Here is a 25,450-nt window from a genome sequence, read left to right on the forward strand (position 1 = left end):
GACTTCCTAAGGTGTTACGCAAATAAACTTGTAGATTTCGCGCTCAGGTTGTCAAGAGCCATTTTTCTCCCTCATCCCCCTCATCCTCCTTGTCTCTGTGTGCCCTCATTTCAAGACAAATTAGTGATCGCCCGATTTAATAACTGCGAAAATAATTCTTTCTCTGAGGGAGAAATACCAGACATGGCTTCATCGCGTAACTCTGCGGCTAGGGGGGGTAAAACTGTTTCTAGTTCCTTACCAGCATCCGTTAGCCAAATTCGCCAGATGCGGCGATCGTGAATATCTCGTTCTCGACGCACTAAACCGCGTTCTTCCATGCGATCTAATACGCCAGTTAAAGTCCCTCCCACCTGTTTGAGCTTGTCGCCAATACTGGAAGTTGGTAAACCGTCTTCTTCCCACAAACAGCACAATACTAACCAGTGAAAGGGTGTCAATCCGAAAGGTTCTAGCTTTTCAGTAAACTTACGAGTCAGCAGTTGCGAGAGCAACTTGATTCGGTAGCCAATATTATATGGTGCCAGAACTTGCTGCCACGACTCCAAAACTTCAGAATCCTTAGATATAGACACCATGTCAACTAATTATTTAGTGTGCGTAATATTATTCTAGCTACACAATGCTTTCTTGGCAACAGTTGATTGCCATCTCTCTTAGGGAAGGACTTGAATCAGCTGGTACTCTTGTAGTGTAGCAATAACGCGGTAAGACGTGGATAATTGCTGGTTCTGTGGTGCAGATATCCAAGTATAGCTCAAAGCTGGTAATTGGGAAATTGCATTTACCCTTGGACCAGGAATCGGAGTGTAGAAATTCAGCAGTACAGAGTTTTTATCTTCTACTTGGGCAAAAGAGACAGGATAAGTTTGTAGAATAGATGCGATCGCTGGTTGTTGGAAAAAAGCTTTAAAAGCTGGGTTGTAGTCGCTTAACAAGCCTAAGCTACCAGCCATAGCTAAAGTTAGCCAACAGGGAAGTAACCAACAAGCTATCCAATAATTATCTGTCAAGAACTTTTTGCCGAAGTGATAACGACCGAGCCACACTAAAGGTAAAATTAGCCAACCTAATCCTAAAATCAAGCCTAAGGTTGCCTGCTGGTCAATATCAAAGTCACCCGAAATTAATGCAAATGTACTTACTAGCAAAAGTACAATCCCCAGTACACCAAAGGCGTAACTGAGGTTCCGCGGAAGATTTTCCTTAGTCTGTCTAATAAATGAGAGTAATATATTTCCTTTATTCTTTAGGTGGGAAGTTGTTGGGTGTGTAATTCCTCTTTGATAAATTTTGCCCAACCAGTCTAAACCTAAAGCAGCCAGCAAAGCTATGAATGGATAAAGACCAAGAGCATAGTGAGAAAGACGTGTAGAAAAAATACTCAGTTCAGTCAACCAAACTAAGGGAACGCCTACTAAAATCAACTGGTAGCGAGAAATAGGGCGATGCAGCACCACAGCTAATCCTATAAGACTGAAAAAAAACCAAGGAAAGGATTTTAAAGGAATATTCCAGAAATAGAATAGTGCTCCATTATGGTTGCGGTCTTCAGAACCTAGCTCCACCACAAATCCTAACAAGCGATTCAAGCTTTCATAACCATAGCGTGACCAGCTTAACCACAGCCAAGCTAATGTAGGAATCAAACCAACTGCTAATCCTAAATACAACATTGGGTTAGCAAGATGATGATGACGGCGATGCTCCCCAATTAAATAAGGTAATAAAGCTATCATTGGCAAAAAAATCATAAAGCTTCTCATTAAGAAGCCCAAACCAAAACTTAACCCGGCAATAAAAAGCCAATAATAGCTATATTGAGGATGTACTTCAGCTTTTAAGAAAGATAAAATAGCTAAAAGTACCAAGAGAATCATGGGAATATCTGGTGCGGCTAATCGACATGATTGTAGCCAGAGAAATTCCACACTCAAAATAGTGGCTGCTAGCCATGCTACTTTTTTACCTAAGAGAATTTTGCCGATTTCATATATAGTAAAAAGGCAAAATATTCCGGCGAGCGCACTCGGAATTCGCGCACTAAATTCACTGACACCAAATAACTGATAAGAACTAGCAATTAACCAATAGGGACCGGGTGTTTTATGATGGGCGTTGCCCCAAGGAGCTATCCAATCACCAGATTCAAACATCTGGCGTGCTCGCCCAGCATAATAGCCTTCATCATGCGCCATTAGGCTATCTTGCCCAGAATTGCATAGTAGTAAAGGAAGTAGCCAAATTAACAAACTGATATGAGGCAATCTCGCAAAAAGGGAGATTTGCCGCCATACACTCGGAAATACTCGGGTTTTGTACAACATTAATTAGTACGAATTGAATGTTGCGAGGTAAATTTCATGTATTTGTAATCCCGCTTCTAAAATATGTAAGGCAGCATACAAATTACTCGATTAAAATCCTAACTGAAATTAACTCAGTTAGGAAAAAAATCCTCCCAAATAGACATTTAAGCTATGATACTTCGACCAAATCAACGCCTAAAGTTAGATGACACAAATGACAAAATGTTTTATGCATTCCCGCGCTTTGTAACCCATGTTGATGAAGCGTTTATTAAGCAGCTAACAGATGTATATCGCGATCGCCTCAAACCTAACACACGCATCTTAGATATGATGAGCAGTTGGGTATCTCATCTGCCTGAAGAAATGCACTTTGCTCATGTTGAGGGACACGGACTCAATGCTGAAGAATTAGCGCGTAATCCCCGATTAAATCATTACTTTGTACAAGATATTAATGATAGCCCGCAGTTACCTTTACAAGATCAAGATTTTGATGCCGTTCTCAACTGCGTCTCAATACAGTATGTGCAATATCCAGAGGCAGTCTTTTCCGAAATACATCGCATTCTTAAACCTGGTGGTATAGCTATTATCAGCTTTTCTAATCGCATGTTTTTTCAAAAAGCGATTCAAGCATGGCGGGATGCATCAGAAGAAACCAGAGTGGAGTTAGTCAAAAACTATTTTGCCTCAGTCCCAGGGTTTTCTACTCCAGAAGTTATTGTCAGTAAGTCAAACATCCCAGCTGTGCTTCAATGGTTGGGCGCACCTGGAGGAGATCCGTTCTATGCAGTTATAGCTCATCGGACTGAAGCACAATAGTCTGTTAGCTGTTCACTGATTACTAATCAGCTATCGACTGACAACATCTGTAATTCTGGATACCGAGCAATAGTTATCAAAAAGTAAATTTTGTGGCGAAAGAAGACACAAGCGCTGATAATTGCCTCAAAGCTCAAGCATAAGGAGACACTAAACATGACTTTCCCTCGTGGGCGTAGGATTTTAGCTGCTGTGTTAATTTCAGTATTACTACTGACTACAGCATGTACACCAAAAACACCCGGCCGTTTTGACCAGGCACAGCAACAAAGCAGTCGCCAAAAAAGTGGTCAAGCAGTTGCTAAAGATGCAACTCAAGGTAGCAAATTGAACAAATTCTTTCCTGCTGGGGGAGATGGCTACCAGCGCGTCTATACTCAAGAGAAAAAAGGTTTTTCGGAAGCAAACTTGAAAAAAGGTGGCAAAGTTGTAGCACAATTAGCTATTTCGGACACTACCAGTACACCTAGTGCTGCGGCCAAATTCTCTAAAAGTACCAAAAAAGTTGGCGGTTACCCCGCAGTCACACTTGGCAACACTCAAACTTCGATTTTGGTAGGTAAATACCAAGTAAAAGCGATTTCCAAAGATCCAACATTTACCGCAACAGACAGGGAAGCTTGGATAGAGAAATTCAATCTTGATGGTCTGGCTAAACTCAAATAAGCTGCACTACACAGATAAAAATTACAACATCTAAAATAGGAGATTGTTTTGAGCAAATCGATTTTTGAGTTGGTGGATCAACTCCCAACTAGTGGTTTGACAGTGTCTATGTTGAATGCGCTGGATTTTGTGGCTCCAGGTCAGTGGCAAAATACTGTGGGTTTTGTCAACACTATTAAAACTGTGACTGGCGAAACTGACGAAGACCTAATTCAACAAATTGGCGAACGAGCAATTTATCTTTTCAACGATAAATCTCAAGGCTACCAAACAGCTTTATGGCTCTATCAAACCGTTGATGGTACAGATAAAGCCCTTGGTGCAGCAGCTTTAGCTAATAAGGTGGGAGAAAAAGTTCCCTTGTTAGGTTTTTTAAATGCTGTCACTCCTAAACCTGACAAAGCCCAAACCATTGACTTGACTTTAAAATTAGTGGCTGAGTTGGTAGCCTTCTGCCAAATCAACGGCATTCCAGGAGACAGCATTGGAGATTTTGTCGCCTCTTTGGCTGAGTATAGTGGTGAGTCTTTGATTCGGATGGTGGCTTTGGTTTGCGTTGATGGTTTAATTCCCTTGGGGCCTGATTTCATCAGCAAAGCTATATCTGGGATAAGCCAAACCAATCCCCAGGAGTTAGAACAAAACTCGACTTTTCAAAGCATCAAAGATGTCATCCCCGGCAATAATGCTGGCAGCAAACTGAACTTTATTGGTGAAAGCTTTGATTCTGTGAAAGGTTGGATGAGCGGTCTTGTTATCTCTAATAATTTAACCCCACAAAAAGTTGTCGGTCATTTGCAAAATTTTGTCGAATTTTCTGATAGCAAATTAGACTACCTAGCGGCATTTTTGGACGTGGCGACCAATTACTATGAACACACTGGTACGCAAACTCTAGCACGTCGCTTAATTGAACGAGCTGTAGCTGAAATTTAAGCTTCTCAGTATCTAAGAACGAGTAATGGGTAATAGTTGCAATTATCCATTACCAAAACCGCTATAGATGGTTAGATAAATGATGAGTAAATCTTGCAAATTGCTATACATTAAATTAAATGCAGAATAGGCTTTTTGTGTCTTGGTTCAAAACAGTATGCCCTGCTTTCATTGCCTTATCCTGCATAATGTTTGCACCCAAGGCGATCGCTGATACTTTTGACAAAGACGTATCTGATTTTGTCTCTGGAGGCGGTACTGCGCTTTATTTAGGTGCTGGTGTTGCACTACCGCTTTTGCTAGATGGTAAACAAGGTGGACAACATTCTCTAAGAGCACTAGATTCCCTCGGTACAAGTACTCTGCTTTGTATTGCTTTAAAAGAAGTAACCGATGTTAAGCGCCCCGATTCAGACTCCCGTGATAGTTTCCCTAGTTGTCATGCGACAGCAGCATTTGCGATCGCAACTGTACAAAGTCAATACCATCCCGGTTCTGCTATCCTCTGGTACTCTGGCGCGTCTCTTATCGCCTATTCACGGGTAAACCTCAATCGTCATCGGATTACGGAAGTGCTGGCTGGGGCTGCACTAGGGTATCTGACAGCGAAATTGGAGTTGAGCCAAAAGCATGGGCTGATATTATTTCCGATCATTAGCAGTGATGATGCGGGCGGATCGCTTGTCGGACTACAGGTAATCGGATCTTTTTGAGGAAATATCAACAACAAATTTACTTGGGCAAACGCAGATCGGCCGCGATCGCATAGAAATATGGTTGGAATATAGCCCAATCTTCTAACTTATCAAATTTGCCTGTTTCTGAAGCTGGATCAAAGGCACTACTAATAACGTAAAGTGCAGTACCATCGAAGGTAACATGAGCAATGTGTTGCTCCTGTACTCCACCTTGCTGCTTAAGCCCAGCAAATCCATAGCGAATTCCGGGCAGTTTACTAATAGTTACTGCTTGTGGCGGATAGGGTGAGAAAATAACCTGGTTTTTATAAGTAACCTGACGGTCTTTGGCGATCGTAGTATAGTAGTCTGTTACCCAAGCCTTCAGTGCTGTCAATAGCTGGGTTTGATACTGAGGACTTTGGTAATCTGCTTTAGTCCCTGTTGAAATACCAGCGGCTTCTAGCTGCTTTTGGAAAGCCGGAGTTTTTTCCAATGGGTAAACCCCAATCTCAACCGTACCTAAAAGCTTTCCTTTGCTAGAGACACATAAAAGCGGTGCATTACCTTTACAAGGTGCAACTTGCCAATTAGTGGGTGCTGAGGTATTACCCAAGAGATTCTGCCAAATGTTTCCCTCAGTAGAAGCAGGGTTAGGTGTTTTTAATGTCTGTACCACCGGGGCTTTCTGCTCGGGATTATTTGCAGAAATTAGGTGGGAACCATATTTTACCCCCACTGGTATTAATGCTACTAAGGTAGCACCAATTAATAGATGATAAAGGCGCAACATTTTTTCTGAAAATCTAGAGTCAGAGATGGCGGGATGAAAGTATACAAAGAAGATATATCTAAATAGCTAGAAGTTCCGCAAAAGTTACTTTTATAACCAGTTGCATTGATCGTATAAATTTGTAGTAGTACTGTCTTTGCTTTTAGTACTACTACAACAATTGTTATGTATTTATGTCTGCCTACTTATTTAGGCTTTCCAAAGGTCAAGCCACTAAGTATGATAATTAAACATGGCAAGCAAGCCGAAGAGCAAATTTCTAGGAAATTTTATCTGTAGCGAGAACGTTGTCTACGACTTTGCTTATGCCTAGCGACTGCCTTGCGCTTCTCTTTTTCTAAAGGCGTTTCAAAGTGACGCTTTTTGCGCATATCTTGAAAAATCCCTGCTTTGGAAACTTCTCGCTTAAATCTTCGTAAAGCCGATTCAATGCCTTCATTCTCTCCTAGTACTACTTGTGTCATTCTCATTCCTCCTGAATATGGATGAATAGACAAAATAAAATATTCCAGCAGAAATGAGCCTTTGGCTTTATCTGCTGGAGACTCTATATTTTAAATTTTTAGCTTCAGGCTTAGTAGCGGCGATTGTTGCGGTTATTATTGCCCCAGTTACCACGGGGGGAAGAACTTCTTTCTTCACGAGGCTTGGCTTTGTTAACTTTTAAATCACGTCCCATCCACTCAGCACCATCAAGTGCATCAATTGCAGCAGTTTCTTGTGCATCTGTTTCCATTTCTACAAATGCAAAACCACGTGGCCGACCTGTCTCCCGGTCAGTAGGTAGTTGAACGCGATTAACCGTTCCATATTCTGCAAAAGCCCTCTTCAGGTCTTCCTCAGTAACCTGATAAGACAAGTTCCCAACGTAAATCGACATGTTCTGTCTCCGAATTCAGAAATTTGTAGAGACTTAAATTCGGAGAGACGCTTTTGAGAAATCAAAACGAATAACTCAACCGAAAATAATCTTTATATCCACTAGTATAGCACAGCATTTGAAAATTAACTCCTACGGAGTTGGATTTCAAAGGTATAAATTATCTGCCAAGCAACGAAAGCTGCTATATTTCGGTTATATTCTTGAGCGTATCCAATTATTGCACGATTGTTGCATTTTTCAACATAAAATTTTTGGCAGATAGTCATTATTAGCGAACAAATCTTTTTGTCTACTAATAATTTTGAATTGTAAACGACCTCTTAAGGGTTTTTGTGTAAGGAGTTATGATTGTCAGGTAGGGTTTATTTAGGTGTATATACTACTATTAAAGTATAAGCAGGAACTTTTTAAAGCCAGAAGAAGTTCAAGAGCTACAGCAAGCTCTCTTTGAGAGTGAACTACCGCAGATCAGAGAAAGAATTCTAATTATTTTGCTCCAAAATGATGGCAGGACACAACAAGAAATTGCTAAATTTTTAGGTTGTTTACCTAGGCTATTTTGATGCATCTACGTAACTTATAAATATTATGAATCGTTTTTTCCCACATTGTTTCAGTATTATTATCCTCAGCAGTTTGTCTATTAATGCTATCACAATGGCAAGCACAACACCGGAAATACCAGGGATACATTTAGCTCAAAAGCTCAACTGTAATAATGCTCAAAATCAAGCCGAAATTAATCAGTGCGCTCAGTTATCCTATCAGAATGCTGATAAAAAGTTGAATCAAGTTTATAAACAACTCCTGCCAACTTTACCTGCTTATAGAAAACCGAAATTAATTACTGCTCAGCAAGCATGGATTAAGTTTCGCGATACTAATTGTGAATTTGAAAGAAGTGAAAATGAAGGGGGAAGTATAGCTCCTCTGACTTATTTTAGTTGTCTAGCAAGGACTACACAACAGCGTACCCAGCAATTACAGGAATACCTCAATTACACTCATGAATTATGATTGCTACTCGTTAGTGTTGTATTCAAAATAGTGTAAATAAATGTAAAGAAAATCGAAAACAAACTTAACCGAAATTAGGCAATTAGCATCCGGTAAGTCACTCACTGCGGTAGTCTAGATGAGAGTGAATTTATCGCCCGGTTTGACATATTGTTTTATGACTTCAGCTGTTTCCAGTCCTGCACGCACAATTCGTATTGGTTCTCGTAAAAGCCAACTCGCCCTAGTTCAAACCTACTGGGTACAAGAGCAACTCCAAAAAAGCTTTCCTGACATTGCTTTTGAAGTCCATACCATGTCTACCCAAGGCGACAAAATCCTAGATGTAGCATTAGCCAAGATTGGTGATAAAGGATTATTTACTAAAGAGTTAGAACTTGGGATGCTCAATCAGGAGATTGACTTTGCGGTTCATTCCCTAAAGGATCTGCCAACTAACTTACCTCAAGGGTTAACACTGGCAGCAATTACAGAACGGGAGAACCCAGCAGATGCCTTAGTACTGCATGAAAAGCATAAAGGTCAGCAAATTGATACCTTACCAGAGGGTGCGGTAATTGGTACATCTTCCCTGCGGCGATTGGCACAGTTACGCCATCAATTTCCCCACTTTAATTTTAAAGATGTTCGGGGAAACTTGAATACACGCATGGCTAAATTAGATGCGGGTGAGTATGATGCTTTGATTTTGGCAGTAGCAGGGTTAGAGCGATTGGGAATGAGCGATCGCGTTCACCAAATTCTACCCAAAGAAATTTCTCTCCATGCCGTTGGTCAAGGTGCATTGGGTATAGAATGCCGTGCTGATGATACCGAATTGATATCTCTACTCAAAGCTATTGAGCATCCCCAAACACGCGATCGCTGTTTAGCTGAACGCGCTTTCTTGCGCGATCTCGAAGGTGGTTGTCAAGTACCTATTGGTGTTAACACTGAAATTAATGGTGATAATTTAACATTAACAGGCATAGTTGCTAGCGTGGATGGGCAAAAGCTGGTTAAGGATACTGTCTCGGGAGAAGCTAAAAATGCCGAACAGCTAGGCAATCAATTAGCAAATCTCTTGCGTCAACAGGGAGCGCAGGAAATTTTAGATGTCATCTTTACCGAAATCCAACGGGGTTCTTGATTACGCAGGGGACAGGGAAGGAAGTGTGGGGAGTGTGGGGGAGAAATGGGGCAAGGGAGACAAGGGGAAATAAGTAATCACTTATGCCCCATGCCCCATGCCCCATGACCAATGCCCCATGCTCTATGACCAATGCTCATCACTGTTTTAGTCACCAGATGTGATTAGATCAGAAATGAAGCTTAGAAAATCAGCAGAACCGGGGAAACAAAAATTACCATGCGGATTCTATTTGTAGCAGCAGAGGCAGCTCCCGTTGCAAAAGTCGGAGGAATGGGTGATGTTGTGGGAGCATTGCCAAAAATCTTGAGAAACATGGGGCATGATGTCCGGATATTCTTGCCCTACTATGGCTTTCTGCCAGACAAAATGGAGATTCCCAAAGAACCCATCTGGCGGGGATATGCCATGTTTCAGGACTTTGCTGTTTATGAAAGCATTCTACCTGGTACTGATGTTCCCTTGTATTTGTTTGGGCATCCTGCCTTTACGCCTCGCCGTATTTATGCAGGAGAGGACGAAGATTGGCGGTTCACCTTGTTTGCTAATGGTGCAGCTGAGTTTTGCTGGAATTACTGGAAGCCCGAAATTGTCCACTGCCATGACTGGCATACAGGGATGATTCCTGTATGGATGCACCAAGATCCAGATATCACTAGCGTATTTACAATTCATAACTTGGCTTATCAAGGGCCTTGGCGTTGGTATTTGGAAAAAATTACTTGGTGTCCTTGGTATATGCAAGGACACAACACTATGGCAGCGGCAGTACAATTTGCCGACAGGGTAAATACAGTTTCTCCAACCTATGCCGAGCAAATTAAGACTGCTGCTTACGGTGAAACGTTAGAAGGTTTGCTGTCTTTCATCAGCGGTAAGTTATCTGGGATTATTAACGGCATAGATACCGAAGTTTATAACCCAGAAAATGACAAATATATTACCCAAACCTTTACTGACGATACCCTGGATAAACGAAAGGTGAATAAAATTGCCCTGCAAGAAGAAGTGGGACTACAAGTCAACTCCAATGCCTTTTTAATTGGCATGGTGACAAGGTTAGTCGAGCAAAAAGGTCTGGATTTGGTATTGCAAATATTAGATCGCTTTTTAGCATATACTGACGCCCAATTTATTCTTCTAGGAACAGGCGATCGCTACTATGAAACCCAAATGTGGCAGTTGGCTTCCCGTTATCCCGGACGCATGGCAACTTATCTCCTGTATAACGATGCCCTCTCTCGCCGCATCTACGCTGGTACTGATGCCTTCTTAATGCCTAGCCGTTTTGAACCCTGCGGTATCAGCCAAATGATGGCTTTGCGTTACGGTTCTGTACCGATTGTGCGCCGTACAGGGGGATTAGTTGACACGGTATCCCATTTCGACCCGATAAACGAGGCAGGTACTGGTTATTGCTTTGACCGCTATGAACCACTGGATCTTTTCACCTGCATGATCCGCGCTTGGGAAGGCTTCCGTTTCAAACCTCAATGGGGAGAGTTACAAAAGCGCGGCATGAACCAGGATTTTAGTTGGTATCAATCTGCTAAGCAATACGTGAAGCTGTACAGGTCAATTTTCAACTTGCCAGAAGAAGAAGCTACACCAAAACCAGAGTTAGTTTTGAGCGAATCAGTAACTCAATAGTAGACGTAGTGGGGACTGGAGAATAGAAAGATCAGAGAAGAGGGATTAGGGAAGAGTTTGTTCAATAGACCTCTTGCATAAGTCAAAGTTTTGAATATCAAACCACAGATTAACACCGATACACACAGATAAATATCGGTGTGTATCGGTGTACCCTGCGGGAAGCCACTTCGTGTCTACATCTGTGGTTCCTTTTTTGCTGATTCGTATTTTTGCAAGAAGTCTAATAACTAATACTTGATTTTTGAACACTGATTCAGTAATAGATCGCTTCCATAAGCCGATGTTTTGGATATCAAACCACAAATGCACAGGGATATTTCTTCGTGTGTATAGGTGTGCATCTGTGATTCGTTTGAGTCTGATTGGCATTGGACTACAAGGCCATTCCCAAAATCGGGTTTGTCTGAGTTTGGAAAATTGAAACTGAGTTGTTTCGTCACAATTTTGAATACTGAATCAGCGTTCTAACCCCCAATACCCAATCTCCAGCCCAAAGCCTTAAGTTTTGTTAAGTATCTTGAAAGTAATTTTTCACAATTTCCAAGATACGTTCGGCTGCCTTACCATCCCCAAAGGGATTAATGGCGTTTGCCATTGTTTCATAGGCTATTGGGTTACTTAGCAACTCAGCAGCAGCAGCAACGATATTCTCGCTTTGAGTTCCTACAAGTTTAGCTGTACCTGCCGCCACTGCTTCTGGTCTTTCTGTGGTTTCCCTAAGAACCAGCACAGGCTTACCAAGGCTAGGCGCTTCTTCTTGCAATCCACCAGAGTCAGTTAGCAAAAAATGCGATCGCCCAATTGCTCCTACCAGTTCTGCATAATCTAAAGGTTCTGTCAAAAAAATGCGGGGATGATCTCCTAAAAGCGCTTGTAATGGTTCTCTTACCGTAGGATTGCGGTGTAATGGTAATAGCAAGGCTGTATCAGGAAACTTATCTAGTATCTGTAAAAAACCCTGAGCAATTCCTTGGAGTGGTTCTCCCCAATTTTCCCGCCGATGAACTGTAGCTAGCAGCGTGCGGTATAATCCCCAGTCTAAGCCTGGGATGTTACAGGCTGGCTCGGTCGCAGCTACATTTAACAGTGCATCAATCACAGTGTTACCCGTTAAGTGTATTTCACCCAAAACACCAGAACGCTGTAAGTTGTCCACAGCCAGAGGAGTTGGTGCAAAGTGCAACTGGGTAAGTTGCGAAATTAGCCGTCGGTTAGCTTCTTCTGGGTAAGGATTAAATAGGTTATCAGTTCTTAATCCGGCTTCTACATGACCTACAGGAATTTTTTGATAAAATGCCGCCAAGGTTGCGGCAAAAGCTGTAGTAGTGTCTCCCTGCACTATGACTAAATCTGGTTTGCGCTGATTAAATAAAGTTTCTAAACCTCGCAGACTGCGACAGGTAATGTCACTCAAAGATTGCTGAGGCTGCATAATCTCCAAGTTACCGTCTGCTTTTAGGTTGAACAGCTGCATTACTTGCTCAACCATTTCACGATGCTGTCCAGTCAGAATTACTTGTGACTCAAAATCTGGGGACCTTTGAAAGACTTGAATTACCGGAGCTAGTTTAATCGCCTCCGGACGAGTACCTAAAATTATATAAACTCGTTTTTGATTAGTCATTAGTCATTGGTCATTGGTCATTGGTCAATAGTCAATAGTGATTAAGAATTCATAATCCGTCAATCCCTCAATCCTGACAAATGACAAATGGGATGTGAGGAAACACAGAACAGAGGGATAAGTCGGATGAGGCAGATGAAGGGAATGAGAAAGACAAATGACAAATGACAAATAAACATGAAAAAACCCGGCTTAACCGGGCAGATGTACTGTTTGTCGAATTCAGCAATTACATTTTGATATCGCAAGTTAACGGGCAAGCAGCGTAAACACTAGTCTGCATTTCTTCTGCTTCTCCATGTAACCAACTCAACCATTTGATTTGTTTTGGATGTACACCCTTAACAGTTAGTACTCCAGCAGCAAATAAAACTGCCATAACATTAAACAAAATCAAACCACCTGCGACAAGCAAAACAGCGCTAACAGGCATCACAGATTGCAGCACAATCGACAACAGACACCCGACCGTAGCCATCAAAACTACTAATGGGAACCCGACAACCAACAAACAAACTGCCAATGTGAAAGTCCAGATCAAAAAACTTTTGATCATTAACAAGGAGTAGGTCTTTCCGAGATTAGAGCTTTCAGCCGAAACCATGACTTTTCCTCCCAAAATACACAGCAAGAATTTAATTTCAGATATCTCGCTTTCACGAGTAAACTGAACTGTTTAATTAGAAGTTAAGTATATAAAAACCTACTCCTAAGATGAGCATTTATTTACTAAAGTTTACAGTTAATTTTTTATAATTATGAATGTAAAGTCCAGTTCACATATAAGAAAAAAACGTGGGATCGGCATCTGTCTGAAGGTATATAAGCCAAATTTCATCCGCTTTGTAGATATGTTGTAGACCCTTTTATTGAGCTTTGCTTAACATTTCTTATAATAGCAGACTAATATTCTCATAAATATTAGATCGAGCTGAATAAAATATCTGCTAATGTTTTTGCTGTGAATAGCTAACAAGTTTTGTCTATATCAAGATGAAATTTCTCATCTAAATAGTGAAAAGTATTTACTATTAAATACAATGTTATTTTGAACACTATAAGTAAGCAGAATATTTACTGATACTCGCTAAGGGTTAGAGTATGTTAAACAGGTATATATTGAGTTTAAAAAGTTATTGAAATAATAAATGAAATCAGACTAGTAAAAAAAAATACCATTTCTAGTCATAAGCAGAAACTGACTGTTGCTTTCATGTATCAAGCCAACAGAAGGCGACTGCTATGCCTTTAAGCGCCCTCAGGGCATTCACAAATGACTTGTTTCTAATTTATTTTTGTTCGCCTCATTGTAAAGATTTATGACAGACTTACAGCGTCCACCAAGTTCCAACTCAGCTGCTACACGTCCAGCACCGCCACCACCGCCAGCACCGCCACCACCACCAACGCCAACGTTAAGTACGCAACGCCAGGCTACACAAACGTTAGATATGTCAAACCATCCTGGAGTTCCCCCAACACCACCGCCCCCACCAGCTTCTGCTTCTACACCTGTTGCGGCTCATCGTCCTGGTACTCCACCGCCAATTCCTAATGTTGCAGCTAACCAAAGCAGTAGTTCGAGTCTAAAATTAGAACACCTAATTAAAGAAGCTTACGATAAAGGATTTTCTGACGTTCACCTGGGTGTAGGTGAAATACCTCGCTTTCGTAACCGAGGAGAAATTGAAACAACGAATTATCCCCAAACAGATAAAGAAACTTTTCTGAGTTGGATGCGGGAAGTATTAACAGAAGGGGAAATTAAGCGCTTTGAAGAACATTTGGAATTTGACGGAGCAACCCAGTACGATTTTGCTCGCGTGCGGATCAATATCTTCGACTCTTTAAGGGGCTATGCAATGGTATTGCGGTTAATTCCGCTAAAAATCTTAACAATGGAGCAATTGCGATTACCCGCTATTTTTAGGGAGATCTGTCATGTTCATAAAGGTTTAATTTTGGTAACCGGACCGACTGGTTCTGGGAAATCCACAACGATGGCGGCAATGATTGACTATATCAATAAAGAAATGCCGAAGCACATCATTACCATCGAAGATCCAATTGAATTTGTCCACAAAAGCCAAAAATCATTAATTAAACAACGGGAAGTGGGAATGCACACCCGAAAATTTGATAACGCCTTAAAAGCCGCTTTGCGGGAAGACCCAGATTTGATTCTAGTGGGTGAAATGCGAGATAAAGAAACAGTCAACACAGCTTTAAAAGCTGCTCAGACTGGTCACTTGGTAATGGGAACTCTGCACACGAATAGTGCTGTGAAAACCATTGAGCGGATACTGAATCTCTACTCTGGCGAAGAACAAGATGCCATGCGGGTGGCAATTTCTGAGTCTCTGGTATCGGTAATTGCCCAAGGTTTGTGTCGCACAACTGATGGTAAGCGTGCTGCATTCCACGATATCTTAATTAACACCGAGGCAATTAAGGAATGGATCAAAGACGGTAAATATGATGAAATTACCGAACTGATGAAGCAAGCCAGCTTTGACGGCATGATTACTATGAATCAGTCATTGTTTAACCTCTACCAAGACGGGCGTATTACTGAAGAAACAGCCTTGGAAATGTCACCAACTCCTAACGAAATGGCGCAGTTTCTCCGAGGACGAGTTTAAAGAAGAAAGGCAGGAGGTGAGACAGCTTGGTCTTCTCCCAAGGGGAGAAGCCAAGAGCGATGGGGGTCTCCCCCATGAGCGACTGCGAACCCGTTCGCTGAAAGCGTTCCCGTTCGCGTAGCGTCTCCGCAGGAGAAGGGTAGGGCACAAGGAAAGGGTAGCAATTTTCATACTTGGTTGTACCAAAACCAGGTATGAATAGCTGACTTAAAAATACTACTTGGATAAATATCAATAATTTAGATAATCCAATGCCTCATACCCAATGTTTATAAGTGTTAATTTCTCTAGCTTCCTGAACTAACGTGAATATTGGCAAACTATCTCAACCTCAGCTATTTAAAGGTATTGCCCTATTTACACCGGGAGGAGATTTGATTTACAGCATCGACCCTGGTAAACAAGGTCGATGGCATTTGCATTTGTGTGCTGCTTTACAGGAAATATTAGACTTACCAGAACCGCCTCATTTTTTAGTTCCTTGTTACACCGCGACTGTCGATCATTGGTTAGATCCGCGTACACAACAAGTGCGAACCTTTGCTGAAGCTTATCCAGCAGTATTGAGACATCAGGCTGTGCTAAACGCTATTTTTGGTACAGGGGATTTAGTATGGCAAGCAGCACCCTGGCCAGATGGATTGTGCGATCGCATGGTCTTGGCAACTTATCGCTCCTCATTTCCCCAGCTTTGGGAAGACCATGACTTAATTGTGCAATTAGATGTTGCCGAACCAGTCTTTAAATACGATCGCGTTCCCAAAAAGGCGCAAAATTTACGATTAAAAACCCAAGCTTATGTCCTTCGCTTGTTTGTAGCAGGACATAGTGCAGCAACAGAACGCATCCTGCATAATTTACACGAACTATTAGAGCGATCGCTCGCACAACCGTATACTCTGAAAGTTATCGATGTTTTAACTAATCCAGAACAAGCAGAAATCGATCAGGTTAGTGCTACACCCACCCTAGTCAAAGTCTGGCCGCATCCAATCCGCCGTATGGTGGGAGACTTGGATCGTGTAGAAAAAATCTTACAAATGTTAGGTGCTCAAGAAAAGTTTTAAAAACATTATAGTTTTCCAGCGTTCTCGCCAACTACTGAGAGTCTGAGCAAGATTACGTAAAAATGCTACCTATAGATTAGATTCTCCAATCATTGAAAAAACAGGCGAACACGCAAAAAACACGATGTTTTGGATAATAGCTGGTTAAAAGATGATTATTTAACTCTCTAAAAGCAATAGGTATTATTGATAATGATGACATCCCTTTAGATAAAACTAGGGGTGGTTACAGAAAAAGTAAAAATACTGAGGATGAGTAAAAATGAAAACTGAACGTGAAAAAGAAGTTAAAACTACTAACGAAAACCTTAGAGCTATCGCCTATAGTATGGACTTACTGATACCAGGATTATATTTTTGGTGTCCATATTTCACTATTAGAATTGGCGGTACAATACCCGATGATAACCCGTACAAATATCCTGGTAAAATTCACAGTTCTACAGGTATCGGGATAGTACTACCTGGATACAAAATATTTACAAGTTATCAGGGTAGCTATGACGCTTGATAAACACACAATACAGGGTATAGCAGCATTTACCAGTACAACTTTACCGTCAAGCGAGTTTGAAAAACTGATGATTAACGCTGGATATTCTGAAGTAGGAACTGCACCAGCGCAAGGTGGGAGAATAAAAGTATGGTGGTCGCACGATGATTATCCAAGGGTTGAATCTATTTATAGTCCCGATAAAAATACTGTATTGACTGCATATCATGTTTAGAAATTTTAATTAACGCAGCATTAAACAGCTACTTGATAAAGTTAAGGCTTATTGAAATAATTAGTAGGGGACATAATTAATAAAAATTATGTAGTAATATTACAGAATAGATTTACTTTGTAAAAACAGTATACAAATAATATTTTTGTAAATATGCCAGAATTTGTTTACTTAGTTCAAAGTGGAGAAACTAACAGATATAAAATCGGAATAACTAAGAATATTGATCAAAGATTTAAAAAATTAGGAGGAACAGATGCGCCTTATTATGTACAACCAATTCATCATATAGAAGTCACTAATAGTAGAGTTATTGAAAAGTATTTACATCGTAAGTATAAAAGCTATAAAGCAAAACATGAATGGTTTGAACTGAATGAAAATCTAGTAAAAAATGTTGTAAGAGACATGGTTTTTGAACAAATACTTCAACTAGCAGAGGAATTAAGCTATAAAGGTATTCTTGAATTACAACTAAAAATTGCTGAATTATGCCTGGAGAAAATAACAGAAAAGAGTGAAAGACCGTGTTGAAAAGTACGCTGAACCTATAATCTGCTCTATCTATTTTTCATAGTAATTGCTTGTGGTGGATACTGCTGCAACACTTGACGTAAATATTCTCCAGTGTAAGACATAGAATTATTTGCCACTTCTTCTGGTGTTCCCGCCGCAATTATTTCTCCGCCTTTGTCGCCACCATCTGGTCCTAGATCTATTACCCAATCTGCACAACGAATTACATCTAAGTTGTGTTCAATTACCAAAATAGAATTACCTTTATCCACTAAACGTTGCACTACATCCAGCAACTTATGCACATCATAAAAAGATAACCCTGTTGTGGGTTCATCTATTAAATAAAGCGTCTTACCTGTAGCGCGTCGAGATAATTCTGTTGCTAATTTAACTCGCTGTGCTTCACCACCAGATAAGGTGGTTGCAGGTTGACCAAGTTGGACATAACCCAACCCAACATCAACTAAAGTTTGTAAGCGATTTACAGCTTTGGGAATGTTTTGGAAAAAGTCTAAACTTTCTTCAACTGTCATGTTGAGAACGTCAGAAATGCTTTTATCTTTGTATTTAACTTGTAATGTTTCGCGATTGTATCTCGCACCTTTACAAATTTCACATTGCACATAAACATCGGGTAAAAAGTTCATTTCAATGACATTTACACCCTGTCCACTACAAGCTTCGCAACGTCCACCTTTAACATTAAAAGAAAATTGTCCGGGTTTATAACCTCTGGCTTTAGCTTCTACTGTTTGGGAAAATACATCCCGAATGACATCAAAAACGCCTGTGTAAGTTGCAGGGTTAGAACGTGGTGTTCTTCCAATGGGAGATTGATCGATAACTATGGCTTTATCAACAGCACTTAAACCTTTAATTTCTTCCAAATCTTTTGGTAAAGGAACTCGCTTAGTTAGATGGTGTTGCAATGCTGGGTAGAGTAATTCGTTAATTAAGGTAGATTTTCCAGAACCAGAAACACCAGTGACGGCGACAAGTTTACCCAAGGGAATTTCTACGTCGATATTTTTGAGATTATTGCGATAGGCATTGTGAATTACTAAACTTCGCCCATTTCCTTCGCGGCGTTCTGCTGGTGTAGTAATTACTCTTCTTCCTGATAAATAAGCACCTGTCAAAGAATCTTCTGCTGTTAGCAACGCCTGCAAATCACCTTGGGCGACAATATTTCCGCCATGAATTCCTGCACCAGGGCCAATATCAACAATGTGGTTAGCTGCACGAATAGTTTCTTCATCATGCTCAACTACGATTAAGGTATTACCTAAATCGCGTAATTTAGTTAAAGTTTTGAGTAATCTGCCATTATCTCGTTGATGCAAACCAATACTTGGTTCATCTAAAACGTAGAGAACTCCTGTTAACCCGGAACCAATTTGTGTGGCCAGACGAATTCGCTGTGCTTCTCCACCAGAAAGGGTCATTGCGGGACGGTCTAAGGTGAGGTAATCTAACCCTACATCTAATAAAAATTGCAATCTGGCTTTAATTTCTCTGAGAACTAAATCAGCTATTTGAAATTGGCGATCGCTCAATTTTAACTGATCTATTTTCTGGCGAGAATCCCGAATTGATACTCCAGTTAAATCTAAGATTTGGTACTGCCCTAATCTCACAGCTAAGGCTTCTGGTTTTAATCTTTTACCACTACAAACTTCACAAGGCTGATCGATTAAATAATCTTCCAATTTTTGCTTAATTAGCTCCGAACCGCCTTCATATTGCCTTTGCAGTATGGGAATTACGCCTTTAAAACTCTGCTTTTTCTGGGCTGCGGTAGTGGCTTCCTCTCCATGCAATATAATCTGTTGCTGTTCTGCTGACAGTTTCCCCCATTGCACTTGTAACTCAAACCCGTAAGCTTGCCCCACACTATAAAGCAATTCTAAATAGTAAGAATTATCTTTTTCTGACCAAGGTGCAATTGCGGCATAGACTGGCGCTTCACTATCAGGTACTATTAAATCTGGTGAAAAGCGCTTTAAACTGCCTAGACCATGACAGTTAGGGCAAGCACCATAAGGAGAATTAAAAGAGAATAATCGCGGTGATAATTCTTCCATTACTGCCCCATGTTCTGGGCAAGCAAAGTTTTCTGAAAATACTAATTCTTCTTCTATTTGTCCTTGGTCATCTGTCATTTGTCCTTTGTCATGAGTGATGACAATAGTGGCAATTCCATCTGATAGTTTGAGACAGGTAGATAGGGAATCTACCAAACGTTCTTGAATGCCATCTTTCTTGATTAAGCGGTCAATTACTACTTCAATAGTGTGATTGAAATTTTTATCTAACTCAATCGAATCAGACAGTTCTCTGACTTCGCCATCAACACGCACCCGCACAAAACCTTGGGAAGCAAGACTTGATAATAATTTGCGGTGTGTGCCTTTTTTGCCGCGAACTACCGGGGCGAGGATTTGAAAGCGGGTGCGATCGCTTAATTCCATAATCCGATCTACCATCTCATCAATGGTTTGCGGTGAAATACAGCGATCGCATATCGGACAATGAGGTTCACCCGCTCTGCCAAATAACAGCCGCAAATAATCGTAAATTTCTGTTACAGTGCCGACAGTGGAACGGGGGTTATGAGATGTAGACTTTTGATCGATGGAAATTGCTGGACTTAAGCCTTCAATCGCCTCCACATCTGGCTTATCCAACTGTCCGAGAAATTGCCGCGCATAGGCGCTGAGGGATTCTACATAGCGGCGTTGTCCTTCAGCGAAGATGGTATCAAATGCCAAAGAAGACTTACCCGAACCAGAAACCCCAGTGAAGACAATCAGGCGATCGCGTGGTAATTCTAAATCAATATTTTTCAGATTATGCTGCCTAGCACCCCGAATACGAATCGTATTCTGGTTGTTGTGGCTGGAGTGCGGAAGATGTCCATTTAAGGATACGGCTAGCTTTTGATCTGACATATCGGCAAGCTGATTGTGAGAAGCGGCGTGAAACAGTCCTTAATAATACTATCTTTACCGGGCTTATAGTAGAACGTCCGTACTGTTTGATTTTGGTAGTGATTTTACGACCTTTGGGGTTAGGTAGAGGAAGGAAGCGACGCAGGAAAATGGCAAATGACAAAAACTATTGACTATTGACTCTTAAGTTCTTGCTCGATCGCTATTGCTAATTCATCTGGATCGACAGGCTTAGTAATGTGCCTTTGGAAACCTGCGGTGAGAATTTTTTGATTGTTAGTTTCACCTGCAAATGCTGTGAGCGCGATCGCGGGTAGTCTTCCACCGTGCAATACTTCCAATTCTCTAACTTGGCGGATGAGTGTATAACCGTCGATATCTGGCATGGCGATATCGCTGATTAATAAATCTGGTTGAATTTTGGCGATCGCTGCAAGTGCTTCCCGTGCTGAAGCAGCTGCTGTAACTTCAACGCCATATTCTTTAAGGATAAAGGTGATTAAATCTAGGCTATCAACATCATCATCCACAGCTACTATCCGCAAACCCTGAAGATTTGGGCAATCATTCAGCAATTCTTTATCCTCACTTTTTGGCGAGACAGCCGTAATTACAGGTAGCGTTACCGTAAAGCTTGCTCCTAGTCCTTCTCCGGGGCTTGCGACTTGCACAGAACCGTCGTGGAGTTCGACAATGTGACGGACAATTGCTAATCCTAATCCTAAACCACCAAATTTTCGTGTTGTTGCATCATCTGCTTGTCGAAAGCGCTCAAATACGTAGGGCAGAAAGTCAGGGCTAATTCCTTTGCCTGTATCTGTAACCTGAATTTGGGCATCAGAGCCAACTTGGTGAAGTTGGATTTCTACTCTACCTCCTGCTGGCGTAAACTTTACAGCATTCGTCAGTAGGTTTCCTACTACTTGTTGTAAACGACTGGGATCGCCTTGTACTTTGCCCACAGCGGGATCAAGCTGGGTCAGAATTTGAATCGATTTAGCTTCAGCTGCTAAACGCACAGTTTCCAAGGCTGCTTCAACAGTAACAACTAAGTCGACTACACAGATATTTAAGCTGAGTTTGCCACGGAGAATGCGCGAAACATCTAATAAATCATCAATTAACCTTGTTTGTAATTTGGCATTGCGCTCAATAATTTCTAGTGCTTGAGTTGTTTTTGCCGGATTTAATTGGCGATTAAGCAGAAGTGTTGACCAACCCAAAATCGGATTGAGTGGAGAACGTAGTTCATGAGAGACAATCGCCAGAAAATCATCTTTCAGTCGGCTAGCTTTTTCTAGCTCTATTCGAGCAGCGCGTTCCCTTGCCAAAGCCTGGGCGCGTTCCTCAATCACCAATTTTTGATCGTGAATATCCGTGCAAGACCCAAACCATTTGACAATTTGACCTTCTTGATTTCGCAATGGAAATGCTCGTCCTAAATGCCAGCGGTATTCGCCATCAGCCGCACGCAGAAGCCGATACTCAATATCATAGGTTCTCCCAGTATGTAGGGAATCTTGCCAAACTGCGATTGTGCGTTGCACATCATCGGGATGCAAAATTTCTTGCCATCCTTCACCGCGTGTTTGTTCTAAGGTTTTCTCCGTGTAGTCATACCAGCGTTGATTGTAATATTCATGATAACCATCTGGCTGTGTAATCCAAAACATTTGCGGCATTGTATCCGCTAATGTGCGAAAGATTAATTCACTTTGACGAAGTGCTACTTCTGCTTGCTTGCGATCGGTAATCTCAAACAGCATTCCCAACATCCGGATGGGCTGCCCTTGTAGATTGTACTGAAAGCGTCCGAAGGCTGATACCCAATGTATACTACCATCCACCCAGATGACTCGATATTCGTCTTCATAATCTTGCTGCTTCGCCATTGCCGTTTGAACTGTTACCTCAACGCGAGGCAAATCATCTGGATGGACTTTGCTAGACCATTCCTGATAAGTCCGTTGCGGGTTTCCAGGCTCATATCCAAAAATCATTTCATGGTAAGGAGTCCATACAACCTCATTAGTTTGTAGATCCCAATCCCACGATCCTATCTTCGCAGCATCCAGGGCTAGAGTTAGGCGTTCTTGGTTTTCCCGCAATGCTTGCTCTATCTGTTTGCGTTCTGTGACATCTAGAAATGCTCCAATTACGCCGCGTACAGTACCATCTTCATCTCGCAATGGCACGGCTCTGCCGTAAATTGATCGCACATCCTCGTCACTAAAGACAAATTCCAATTCCGCCTCAACAGGCTGTCCAGTGCTACCTGCTAGTTGCATTGGTAATTCTTGGGGTGGAATATCTCGACCATTTTTTTGGATCTTCAGCTGAAATGGAAATAGTCCATCAGCAGGAGTCGCTGTTAAGACCGATCCAGGTGGTAACCGCATCAATTCATAAGCAGTTCGATTTGCAGTCATGTAATGGCAGTGCGGATCGCGAGCAATCCAGACAGCAGCAGGAACTGTTTCCATGAAGGTTTCCAGTTCTTGTGCCCGTGCTTTGGCGATCGCTTCACTGTTTTGCAGGGCGAATTCTACTTGCTTGCGCTCGCTAATATCAACATTGATTCCGGTCATGCGTATGGGGTTGCCCGCATCATCGTAGAATACTTTCGCTCTGGCGTGCATCCAATGAATACTGCCATCTTTCCAAACCACACGCCAGTCGGTGAACAATTCCCCTGTTTTCAGTGAAGCAATTACATCTGCTTCTGCCTTAGCTAAATCATCGGCATGAACCCATCTCGCCCACTCTTCATAACTACCGCCAAACTCACCAGGTTTTAAACCGTAGAGAGCTTCTAACTCTTTTGACCAAATATTGATATTAGTTTGAATATTCCACTCAAAACTTCCAACTTTCGTTGCTGCTTGTGCTAAATCTAACCTCTCTTGCTTTTGACGCAAATCATCTTGGATTTGCTTTTGAGAAGTAATATCAGTACAAATACCAACCCACTCCCGAATCTTGCCTGATTCTGTCACGACTGGTACACCACGCGCAGAGAAATAACGATAGATTCCATCTGCACCAAGTACCCGATATTCATTTTCGTAAATACTTCTTTGCTGAACGGCTTGCATCCAAACTTTGGCAGTTCTTTCTTGATCTTCTGGGTGCAATGCAGCTAACCAACCCCAACCTTTAACTTCTTCTGGACTTTGCCCTGTGTAAGCTCTCCAATCGGGCATATCAATTATCTGTCCATCAGGAGCAGTTGTCCAAACCATTTGTGAGATTGCGACTACCAAAGAACGATACCGTTCCTCACTTTCTCTCAAGGCTGCTTCAGTCTGTTTGCGTTTAGTAATATCAGTGAGCATGGCGATCGCACTACAAAATTCACCTTTGTGATTCAAAATGAAATTAGTGGAGACAATTGCCCAGATATTAGATCCATCTTTGTAGCGTAAACGCAAATCAAATTGCTGGTTGATTTCTTGAATGCTCTGCCCCTGTTGTCTTAACAATTGCTCTACTTCAATTTGAGCTTGACTTTCCATAAAGTCAAAAATTGAACAACCAATCATCTCTTGTATGCTGTAGCCAAGCATTTGAGCTAAACGCTGGTTGACATACTCTGTCTTGCCGCTACTGTCAAATATCCAGATGCCCTCATTAGCTGTTTCTAGCAGACGACCATAGTTTATCTGAAGTTTTGCTAGCTTTGCTTCAGATGCTTGCTTGGCAGTACGTAGTTCTGCATTTAACGAACTAATTAATAGCGATACTGTGCTAAATATAACTAAGTCTAGAATCTCAGAGCCATTTCTCAGGGTAAAGACGTATATAGGCAGTGTAAAAAAGTAATTATTAGCTAATATTGATAAGACTGTAGCCACCAATCCTGCTGGAAATCCACCGTACCAACTACTAAAGACTACAGCAGCAAAAAAAAGTGACAAAACGTTGAGTTGTAGCAGTCGTTCCAACAATAAACCCAGTAGCACCGCCAGTAGGACTGACAAAATAGAAATACCGTAGCGTTCCATCTGTGAACGCTGGACTCTTAACATACTGCTTTTAGATGAGATAGACTCCTATTTTACCGTGGGCAACTGGCCTGAGTAATATAGTGTTCGGGTACGATCAACTCAAGTTAACTGCTGATCTGTGGCGCGATCGCTTTCTGAATTAAATTAAGTGTAACGATACCATAGACTTAAAATTGATTGCGCTAACGAGGCAGTCTCACCATGCTCGCCAATGCAGCCACCTATGAAGTTACCTGGGAAAAATTACCAGATGATTTTGTTTTAGACGATGAGCCAGTGGATAACATTAATCAACCTACCCTTGCTGCGGCTCTTACAGAAAGCTTGGAACTGGCTCTGAGATTGCCAGCCGATGCTTTAACCATAACTAACTATGGCATCTGTGCTACTTTAAATCGTCAGTTCGTAGTCAAAGCCCCAGATTGGGGATATGTGCCATCTATTTGTGTACCACGAGCCGAAGTTAAGCGCAGTTATACCCCAAGGCTCCAAGGGGATATTCCTGTAATTGTAATGGAGTTTATCTCAGATACCGAAGGTGGAGAGTATTCCAGTAAACCCACCTATCCGCCTGGTAAATGGTTCTATTATGAGCAAGTTTTACAAGTGCCAAACTATGCCATTTTTGAACCAGATGAGGGAGTTTTAGAAGTTTATCAACGGGATAATTCCGGGCGTTATCAACTGCAATCACCAGATGCAAATAACCGTTACTGGATTGCTGAAATGAACTTATTTTTGGGTATCTGGCAAGGAAGCCGAGAAAATCGTACAGGTTATTGGTTGCGTTGGTGGGATGAGCAAGGCGAACTATTACTATGGGGAGCCGAGTTAGCCACTAAAGAACGGCAACAGGCAGAACAAGAACGTCAGCGTGCAGAAAGATTGGCACAGCAGTTAAGAGCTTTGGGAATAGAACCCGAAGCTTAAGCTTGAGTGAATAGCCGAGAGTCAAAAGTCAAGGGACAAGAGTTTTTCTGCCTTGTCCCCTTGTCCTCCTTCTCATATCTTCCTTGTCAGCCAA

Annotated in this window: 22 protein-coding genes and 1 pseudogene; 14 read left to right on the forward strand and 9 right to left on the reverse strand. The window is 41.6% G+C overall.

Translation table 11 applies throughout. The annotated features are described in order from the left end of the window. Nucleotides 1–110: 110 nt before the first annotated feature. Entirely contained in the window at nt 111–578 is a 468-nt protein-coding gene (locus tag BV375_RS06520; protein ID WP_086758515.1) for a MarR family transcriptional regulator, read from the reverse strand. A 78-nt stretch (nt 579–656) separates the two neighbouring features. Beyond that, the gene (locus BV375_RS06525) at nt 657–2,327 is read right to left on the reverse strand and encodes a glycosyltransferase family 39 protein (RefSeq protein ID WP_086758518.1); all 1,671 of its coding nucleotides are present in this window, start codon (nt 2,325–2,327) and stop codon (nt 657–659) included. 153 nt (nt 2,328–2,480) lie between these two features. Between BV375_RS06525 and BV375_RS06530 the strand changes: the two genes are divergently transcribed. The 4 genes from BV375_RS06530 to BV375_RS06545 all read left to right on the forward strand — a co-directional run bounded on the left by BV375_RS06530 (nt 2,481) and on the right by BV375_RS06545 (nt 5,449). Continuing rightward, nucleotides 2,481–3,134 (forward strand): class I SAM-dependent methyltransferase, encoded by a 654-nt coding sequence (locus BV375_RS06530; protein WP_086758520.1) that lies wholly within the window; start codon nt 2,481–2,483, stop codon nt 3,132–3,134. A gap of 156 nt (nt 3,135–3,290) precedes the next feature. Next, on the forward strand, nt 3,291–3,800 hold the full coding sequence (locus tag BV375_RS06535; RefSeq protein WP_086758521.1) for a hypothetical protein: 510 nt from the start codon (nt 3,291–3,293) through the stop codon (nt 3,798–3,800). Nucleotides 3,801–3,848: 48 nt separating this feature from the next. Further along, complete coding sequence (locus tag BV375_RS06540) at nt 3,849–4,736, forward strand: hypothetical protein (protein WP_086758523.1); 888 nt, start codon at nt 3,849–3,851, stop codon at nt 4,734–4,736. 137 nt (nt 4,737–4,873) lie between these two features. Further along, the gene (locus tag BV375_RS06545; protein WP_208099068.1) at nt 4,874–5,449 is read left to right on the forward strand and encodes a phosphatase PAP2 family protein; all 576 of its coding nucleotides are present in this window, start codon (nt 4,874–4,876) and stop codon (nt 5,447–5,449) included. Between the two features lie 19 nt (nt 5,450–5,468). Here the strand turns inward: BV375_RS06545 and BV375_RS06550 are convergent, their stop codons facing one another. The 3 genes from BV375_RS06550 to BV375_RS06560 all read right to left on the reverse strand — a co-directional run bounded on the left by BV375_RS06550 (nt 5,469) and on the right by BV375_RS06560 (nt 7,086). After that, the gene (locus BV375_RS06550; RefSeq protein WP_086758527.1) at nt 5,469–6,206 is read right to left on the reverse strand and encodes a hypothetical protein; all 738 of its coding nucleotides are present in this window, start codon (nt 6,204–6,206) and stop codon (nt 5,469–5,471) included. A 269-nt stretch (nt 6,207–6,475) separates the two neighbouring features. Beyond that, the gene (gene rpsU / locus BV375_RS06555; RefSeq protein ID WP_086682360.1) at nt 6,476–6,670 is read right to left on the reverse strand and encodes a 30S ribosomal protein S21; all 195 of its coding nucleotides are present in this window, start codon (nt 6,668–6,670) and stop codon (nt 6,476–6,478) included. A 110-nt stretch (nt 6,671–6,780) separates the two neighbouring features. Next, on the reverse strand, nt 6,781–7,086 hold the full coding sequence (locus BV375_RS06560; RefSeq protein WP_086682363.1) for an RNA-binding protein: 306 nt from the start codon (nt 7,084–7,086) through the stop codon (nt 6,781–6,783). A 395-nt stretch (nt 7,087–7,481) separates the two neighbouring features. Between BV375_RS06560 and BV375_RS35805 the strand changes: the two are divergent. From BV375_RS35805 to glgA, 4 genes and pseudogenes are all read left to right on the forward strand, one after another. Then, nucleotides 7,482–7,634: pseudogene (locus tag BV375_RS35805) on the forward strand (IS630 family transposase); the annotation flags it as partial. 43 nt (nt 7,635–7,677) lie between these two features. Then, the gene (locus BV375_RS06565) at nt 7,678–8,106 is read left to right on the forward strand and encodes a lysozyme inhibitor LprI family protein (RefSeq protein ID WP_086758529.1); all 429 of its coding nucleotides are present in this window, start codon (nt 7,678–7,680) and stop codon (nt 8,104–8,106) included. Between the two features lie 157 nt (nt 8,107–8,263). Next, a complete protein-coding gene (gene hemC / locus BV375_RS06570; RefSeq protein ID WP_086758531.1) occupies nt 8,264–9,235 on the forward strand; it encodes a hydroxymethylbilane synthase in 972 nt (323 codons plus the stop codon). A 219-nt stretch (nt 9,236–9,454) separates the two neighbouring features. Beyond that, entirely contained in the window at nt 9,455–10,885 is a 1,431-nt protein-coding gene (glgA, locus tag BV375_RS06575; RefSeq protein WP_086758533.1) for a glycogen synthase GlgA, read from the forward strand. Between the two features lie 511 nt (nt 10,886–11,396). Here glgA and wecB read toward each other — a convergent pair. Both wecB and BV375_RS06590 read right to left on the reverse strand, forming a co-directional pair. Then, nucleotides 11,397–12,512, reverse strand: a complete 1,116-nt coding sequence (gene wecB / locus BV375_RS06585; protein WP_086758537.1) for a UDP-N-acetylglucosamine 2-epimerase (non-hydrolyzing) — start codon at nt 12,510–12,512, stop codon at nt 11,397–11,399. A gap of 229 nt (nt 12,513–12,741) precedes the next feature. Continuing rightward, a complete protein-coding gene (locus tag BV375_RS06590; protein ID WP_086758539.1) occupies nt 12,742–13,116 on the reverse strand; it encodes a hypothetical protein in 375 nt (124 codons plus the stop codon). A gap of 715 nt (nt 13,117–13,831) precedes the next feature. Here BV375_RS06590 and BV375_RS06595 point away from each other — a divergent pair. From BV375_RS06595 to BV375_RS06615, 5 genes are all read left to right on the forward strand, one after another. After that, on the forward strand, nt 13,832–15,154 hold the full coding sequence (locus BV375_RS06595) for a type IV pilus twitching motility protein PilT (protein WP_086758541.1): 1,323 nt from the start codon (nt 13,832–13,834) through the stop codon (nt 15,152–15,154). 305 nt (nt 15,155–15,459) lie between these two features. Continuing rightward, complete coding sequence (locus tag BV375_RS06600) at nt 15,460–16,221, forward strand: circadian clock KaiB family protein (protein ID WP_086758543.1); 762 nt, start codon at nt 15,460–15,462, stop codon at nt 16,219–16,221. A 262-nt stretch (nt 16,222–16,483) separates the two neighbouring features. Continuing rightward, a complete protein-coding gene (locus BV375_RS06605; protein WP_086758545.1) occupies nt 16,484–16,732 on the forward strand; it encodes a hypothetical protein in 249 nt (82 codons plus the stop codon). Further along, nucleotides 16,722–16,949 carry a hypothetical protein gene (locus BV375_RS06610; RefSeq protein WP_086758547.1) on the forward strand — a complete coding sequence of 76 codons (228 nt, stop codon included), beginning with the start codon at nt 16,722–16,724 and terminating at the stop codon, nt 16,947–16,949. The genes BV375_RS06605 and BV375_RS06610 overlap by 11 nt, the downstream gene beginning before the upstream one ends. A 153-nt stretch (nt 16,950–17,102) precedes the next feature. Beyond that, nucleotides 17,103–17,483: a GIY-YIG nuclease family protein gene (locus BV375_RS06615; RefSeq protein WP_086758549.1), complete on the forward strand. Its 381-nt coding sequence runs from the start codon at nt 17,103–17,105 to the stop codon at nt 17,481–17,483. A gap of 26 nt (nt 17,484–17,509) precedes the next feature. On the opposite strand, the gene uvrA is transcribed toward BV375_RS06615, so the two are convergent. Together uvrA and BV375_RS06625 are read right to left on the reverse strand one after the other, a co-directional pair. Continuing rightward, the gene (gene uvrA / locus BV375_RS06620) at nt 17,510–20,419 is read right to left on the reverse strand and encodes an excinuclease ABC subunit UvrA (RefSeq protein WP_086758551.1); all 2,910 of its coding nucleotides are present in this window, start codon (nt 20,417–20,419) and stop codon (nt 17,510–17,512) included. A 173-nt stretch (nt 20,420–20,592) separates the two neighbouring features. Beyond that, nucleotides 20,593–24,447 carry a PAS domain-containing protein gene (locus BV375_RS06625; RefSeq protein ID WP_086758553.1) on the reverse strand — a complete coding sequence of 1,285 codons (3,855 nt, stop codon included), beginning with the start codon at nt 24,445–24,447 and terminating at the stop codon, nt 20,593–20,595. 180 nt (nt 24,448–24,627) lie between these two features. Between BV375_RS06625 and BV375_RS06630 the strand changes: the two genes are divergently transcribed. Beyond that, entirely contained in the window at nt 24,628–25,356 is a 729-nt protein-coding gene (locus BV375_RS06630) for a Uma2 family endonuclease (protein WP_086758555.1), read from the forward strand. Nucleotides 25,357–25,450 lie beyond the last annotated feature (94 nt).

This window comes from Nostoc sp. 106C, assembly GCF_002154725.1.
Classification (GTDB): Bacteria; Cyanobacteriota; Cyanobacteriia; order Cyanobacteriales; family Nostocaceae; genus Aulosira.

Bases quoted from the DNA above. Each gene is read 5' to 3' on its own strand.
- BV375_RS06520 (WP_086758515.1), bottom strand. From the start codon at position 578: ATGGTGTCTATATCTAAGGATTCTGAAGTTTTGGAGTCGTGGCAGCAA.
- BV375_RS06525 (WP_086758518.1), bottom strand. From the start codon at position 2,327: ATGTTGTACAAAACCCGAGTATTTCCGAGTGTATGGCGGCAAATCTCC.
- BV375_RS06530 (WP_086758520.1), top strand. From the start codon at position 2,481: ATGATACTTCGACCAAATCAACGCCTAAAGTTAGATGACACAAATGAC.
- BV375_RS06535 (WP_086758521.1), top strand. From the start codon at position 3,291: ATGACTTTCCCTCGTGGGCGTAGGATTTTAGCTGCTGTGTTAATTTCA.
- BV375_RS06550 (WP_086758527.1), bottom strand. From the start codon at position 6,206: ATGTTGCGCCTTTATCATCTATTAATTGGTGCTACCTTAGTAGCATTA.
- rpsU (WP_086682360.1), bottom strand. From the start codon at position 6,670: ATGACACAAGTAGTACTAGGAGAGAATGAAGGCATTGAATCGGCTTTA.
- BV375_RS06560 (WP_086682363.1), bottom strand. From the start codon at position 7,086: ATGTCGATTTACGTTGGGAACTTGTCTTATCAGGTTACTGAGGAAGAC.
- BV375_RS06565 (WP_086758529.1), top strand. From the start codon at position 7,678: ATGAATCGTTTTTTCCCACATTGTTTCAGTATTATTATCCTCAGCAGT.
- hemC (WP_086758531.1), top strand. From the start codon at position 8,264: ATGACTTCAGCTGTTTCCAGTCCTGCACGCACAATTCGTATTGGTTCT.
- glgA (WP_086758533.1), top strand. From the start codon at position 9,455: ATGCGGATTCTATTTGTAGCAGCAGAGGCAGCTCCCGTTGCAAAAGTC.
- wecB (WP_086758537.1), bottom strand. From the start codon at position 12,512: ATGACTAATCAAAAACGAGTTTATATAATTTTAGGTACTCGTCCGGAG.
- BV375_RS06590 (WP_086758539.1), bottom strand. From the start codon at position 13,116: ATGGTTTCGGCTGAAAGCTCTAATCTCGGAAAGACCTACTCCTTGTTA.
- BV375_RS06595 (WP_086758541.1), top strand. From the start codon at position 13,832: ATGACAGACTTACAGCGTCCACCAAGTTCCAACTCAGCTGCTACACGT.
- BV375_RS06605 (WP_086758545.1), top strand. From the start codon at position 16,484: ATGAAAACTGAACGTGAAAAAGAAGTTAAAACTACTAACGAAAACCTT.
- BV375_RS06610 (WP_086758547.1), top strand. From the start codon at position 16,722: ATGACGCTTGATAAACACACAATACAGGGTATAGCAGCATTTACCAGT.
- BV375_RS06615 (WP_086758549.1), top strand. From the start codon at position 17,103: ATGCCAGAATTTGTTTACTTAGTTCAAAGTGGAGAAACTAACAGATAT.
- uvrA (WP_086758551.1), bottom strand. From the start codon at position 20,419: ATGTCAGATCAAAAGCTAGCCGTATCCTTAAATGGACATCTTCCGCAC.
- BV375_RS06625 (WP_086758553.1), bottom strand. From the start codon at position 24,447: ATGTTAAGAGTCCAGCGTTCACAGATGGAACGCTACGGTATTTCTATT.
- BV375_RS06630 (WP_086758555.1), top strand. From the start codon at position 24,628: ATGCTCGCCAATGCAGCCACCTATGAAGTTACCTGGGAAAAATTACCA.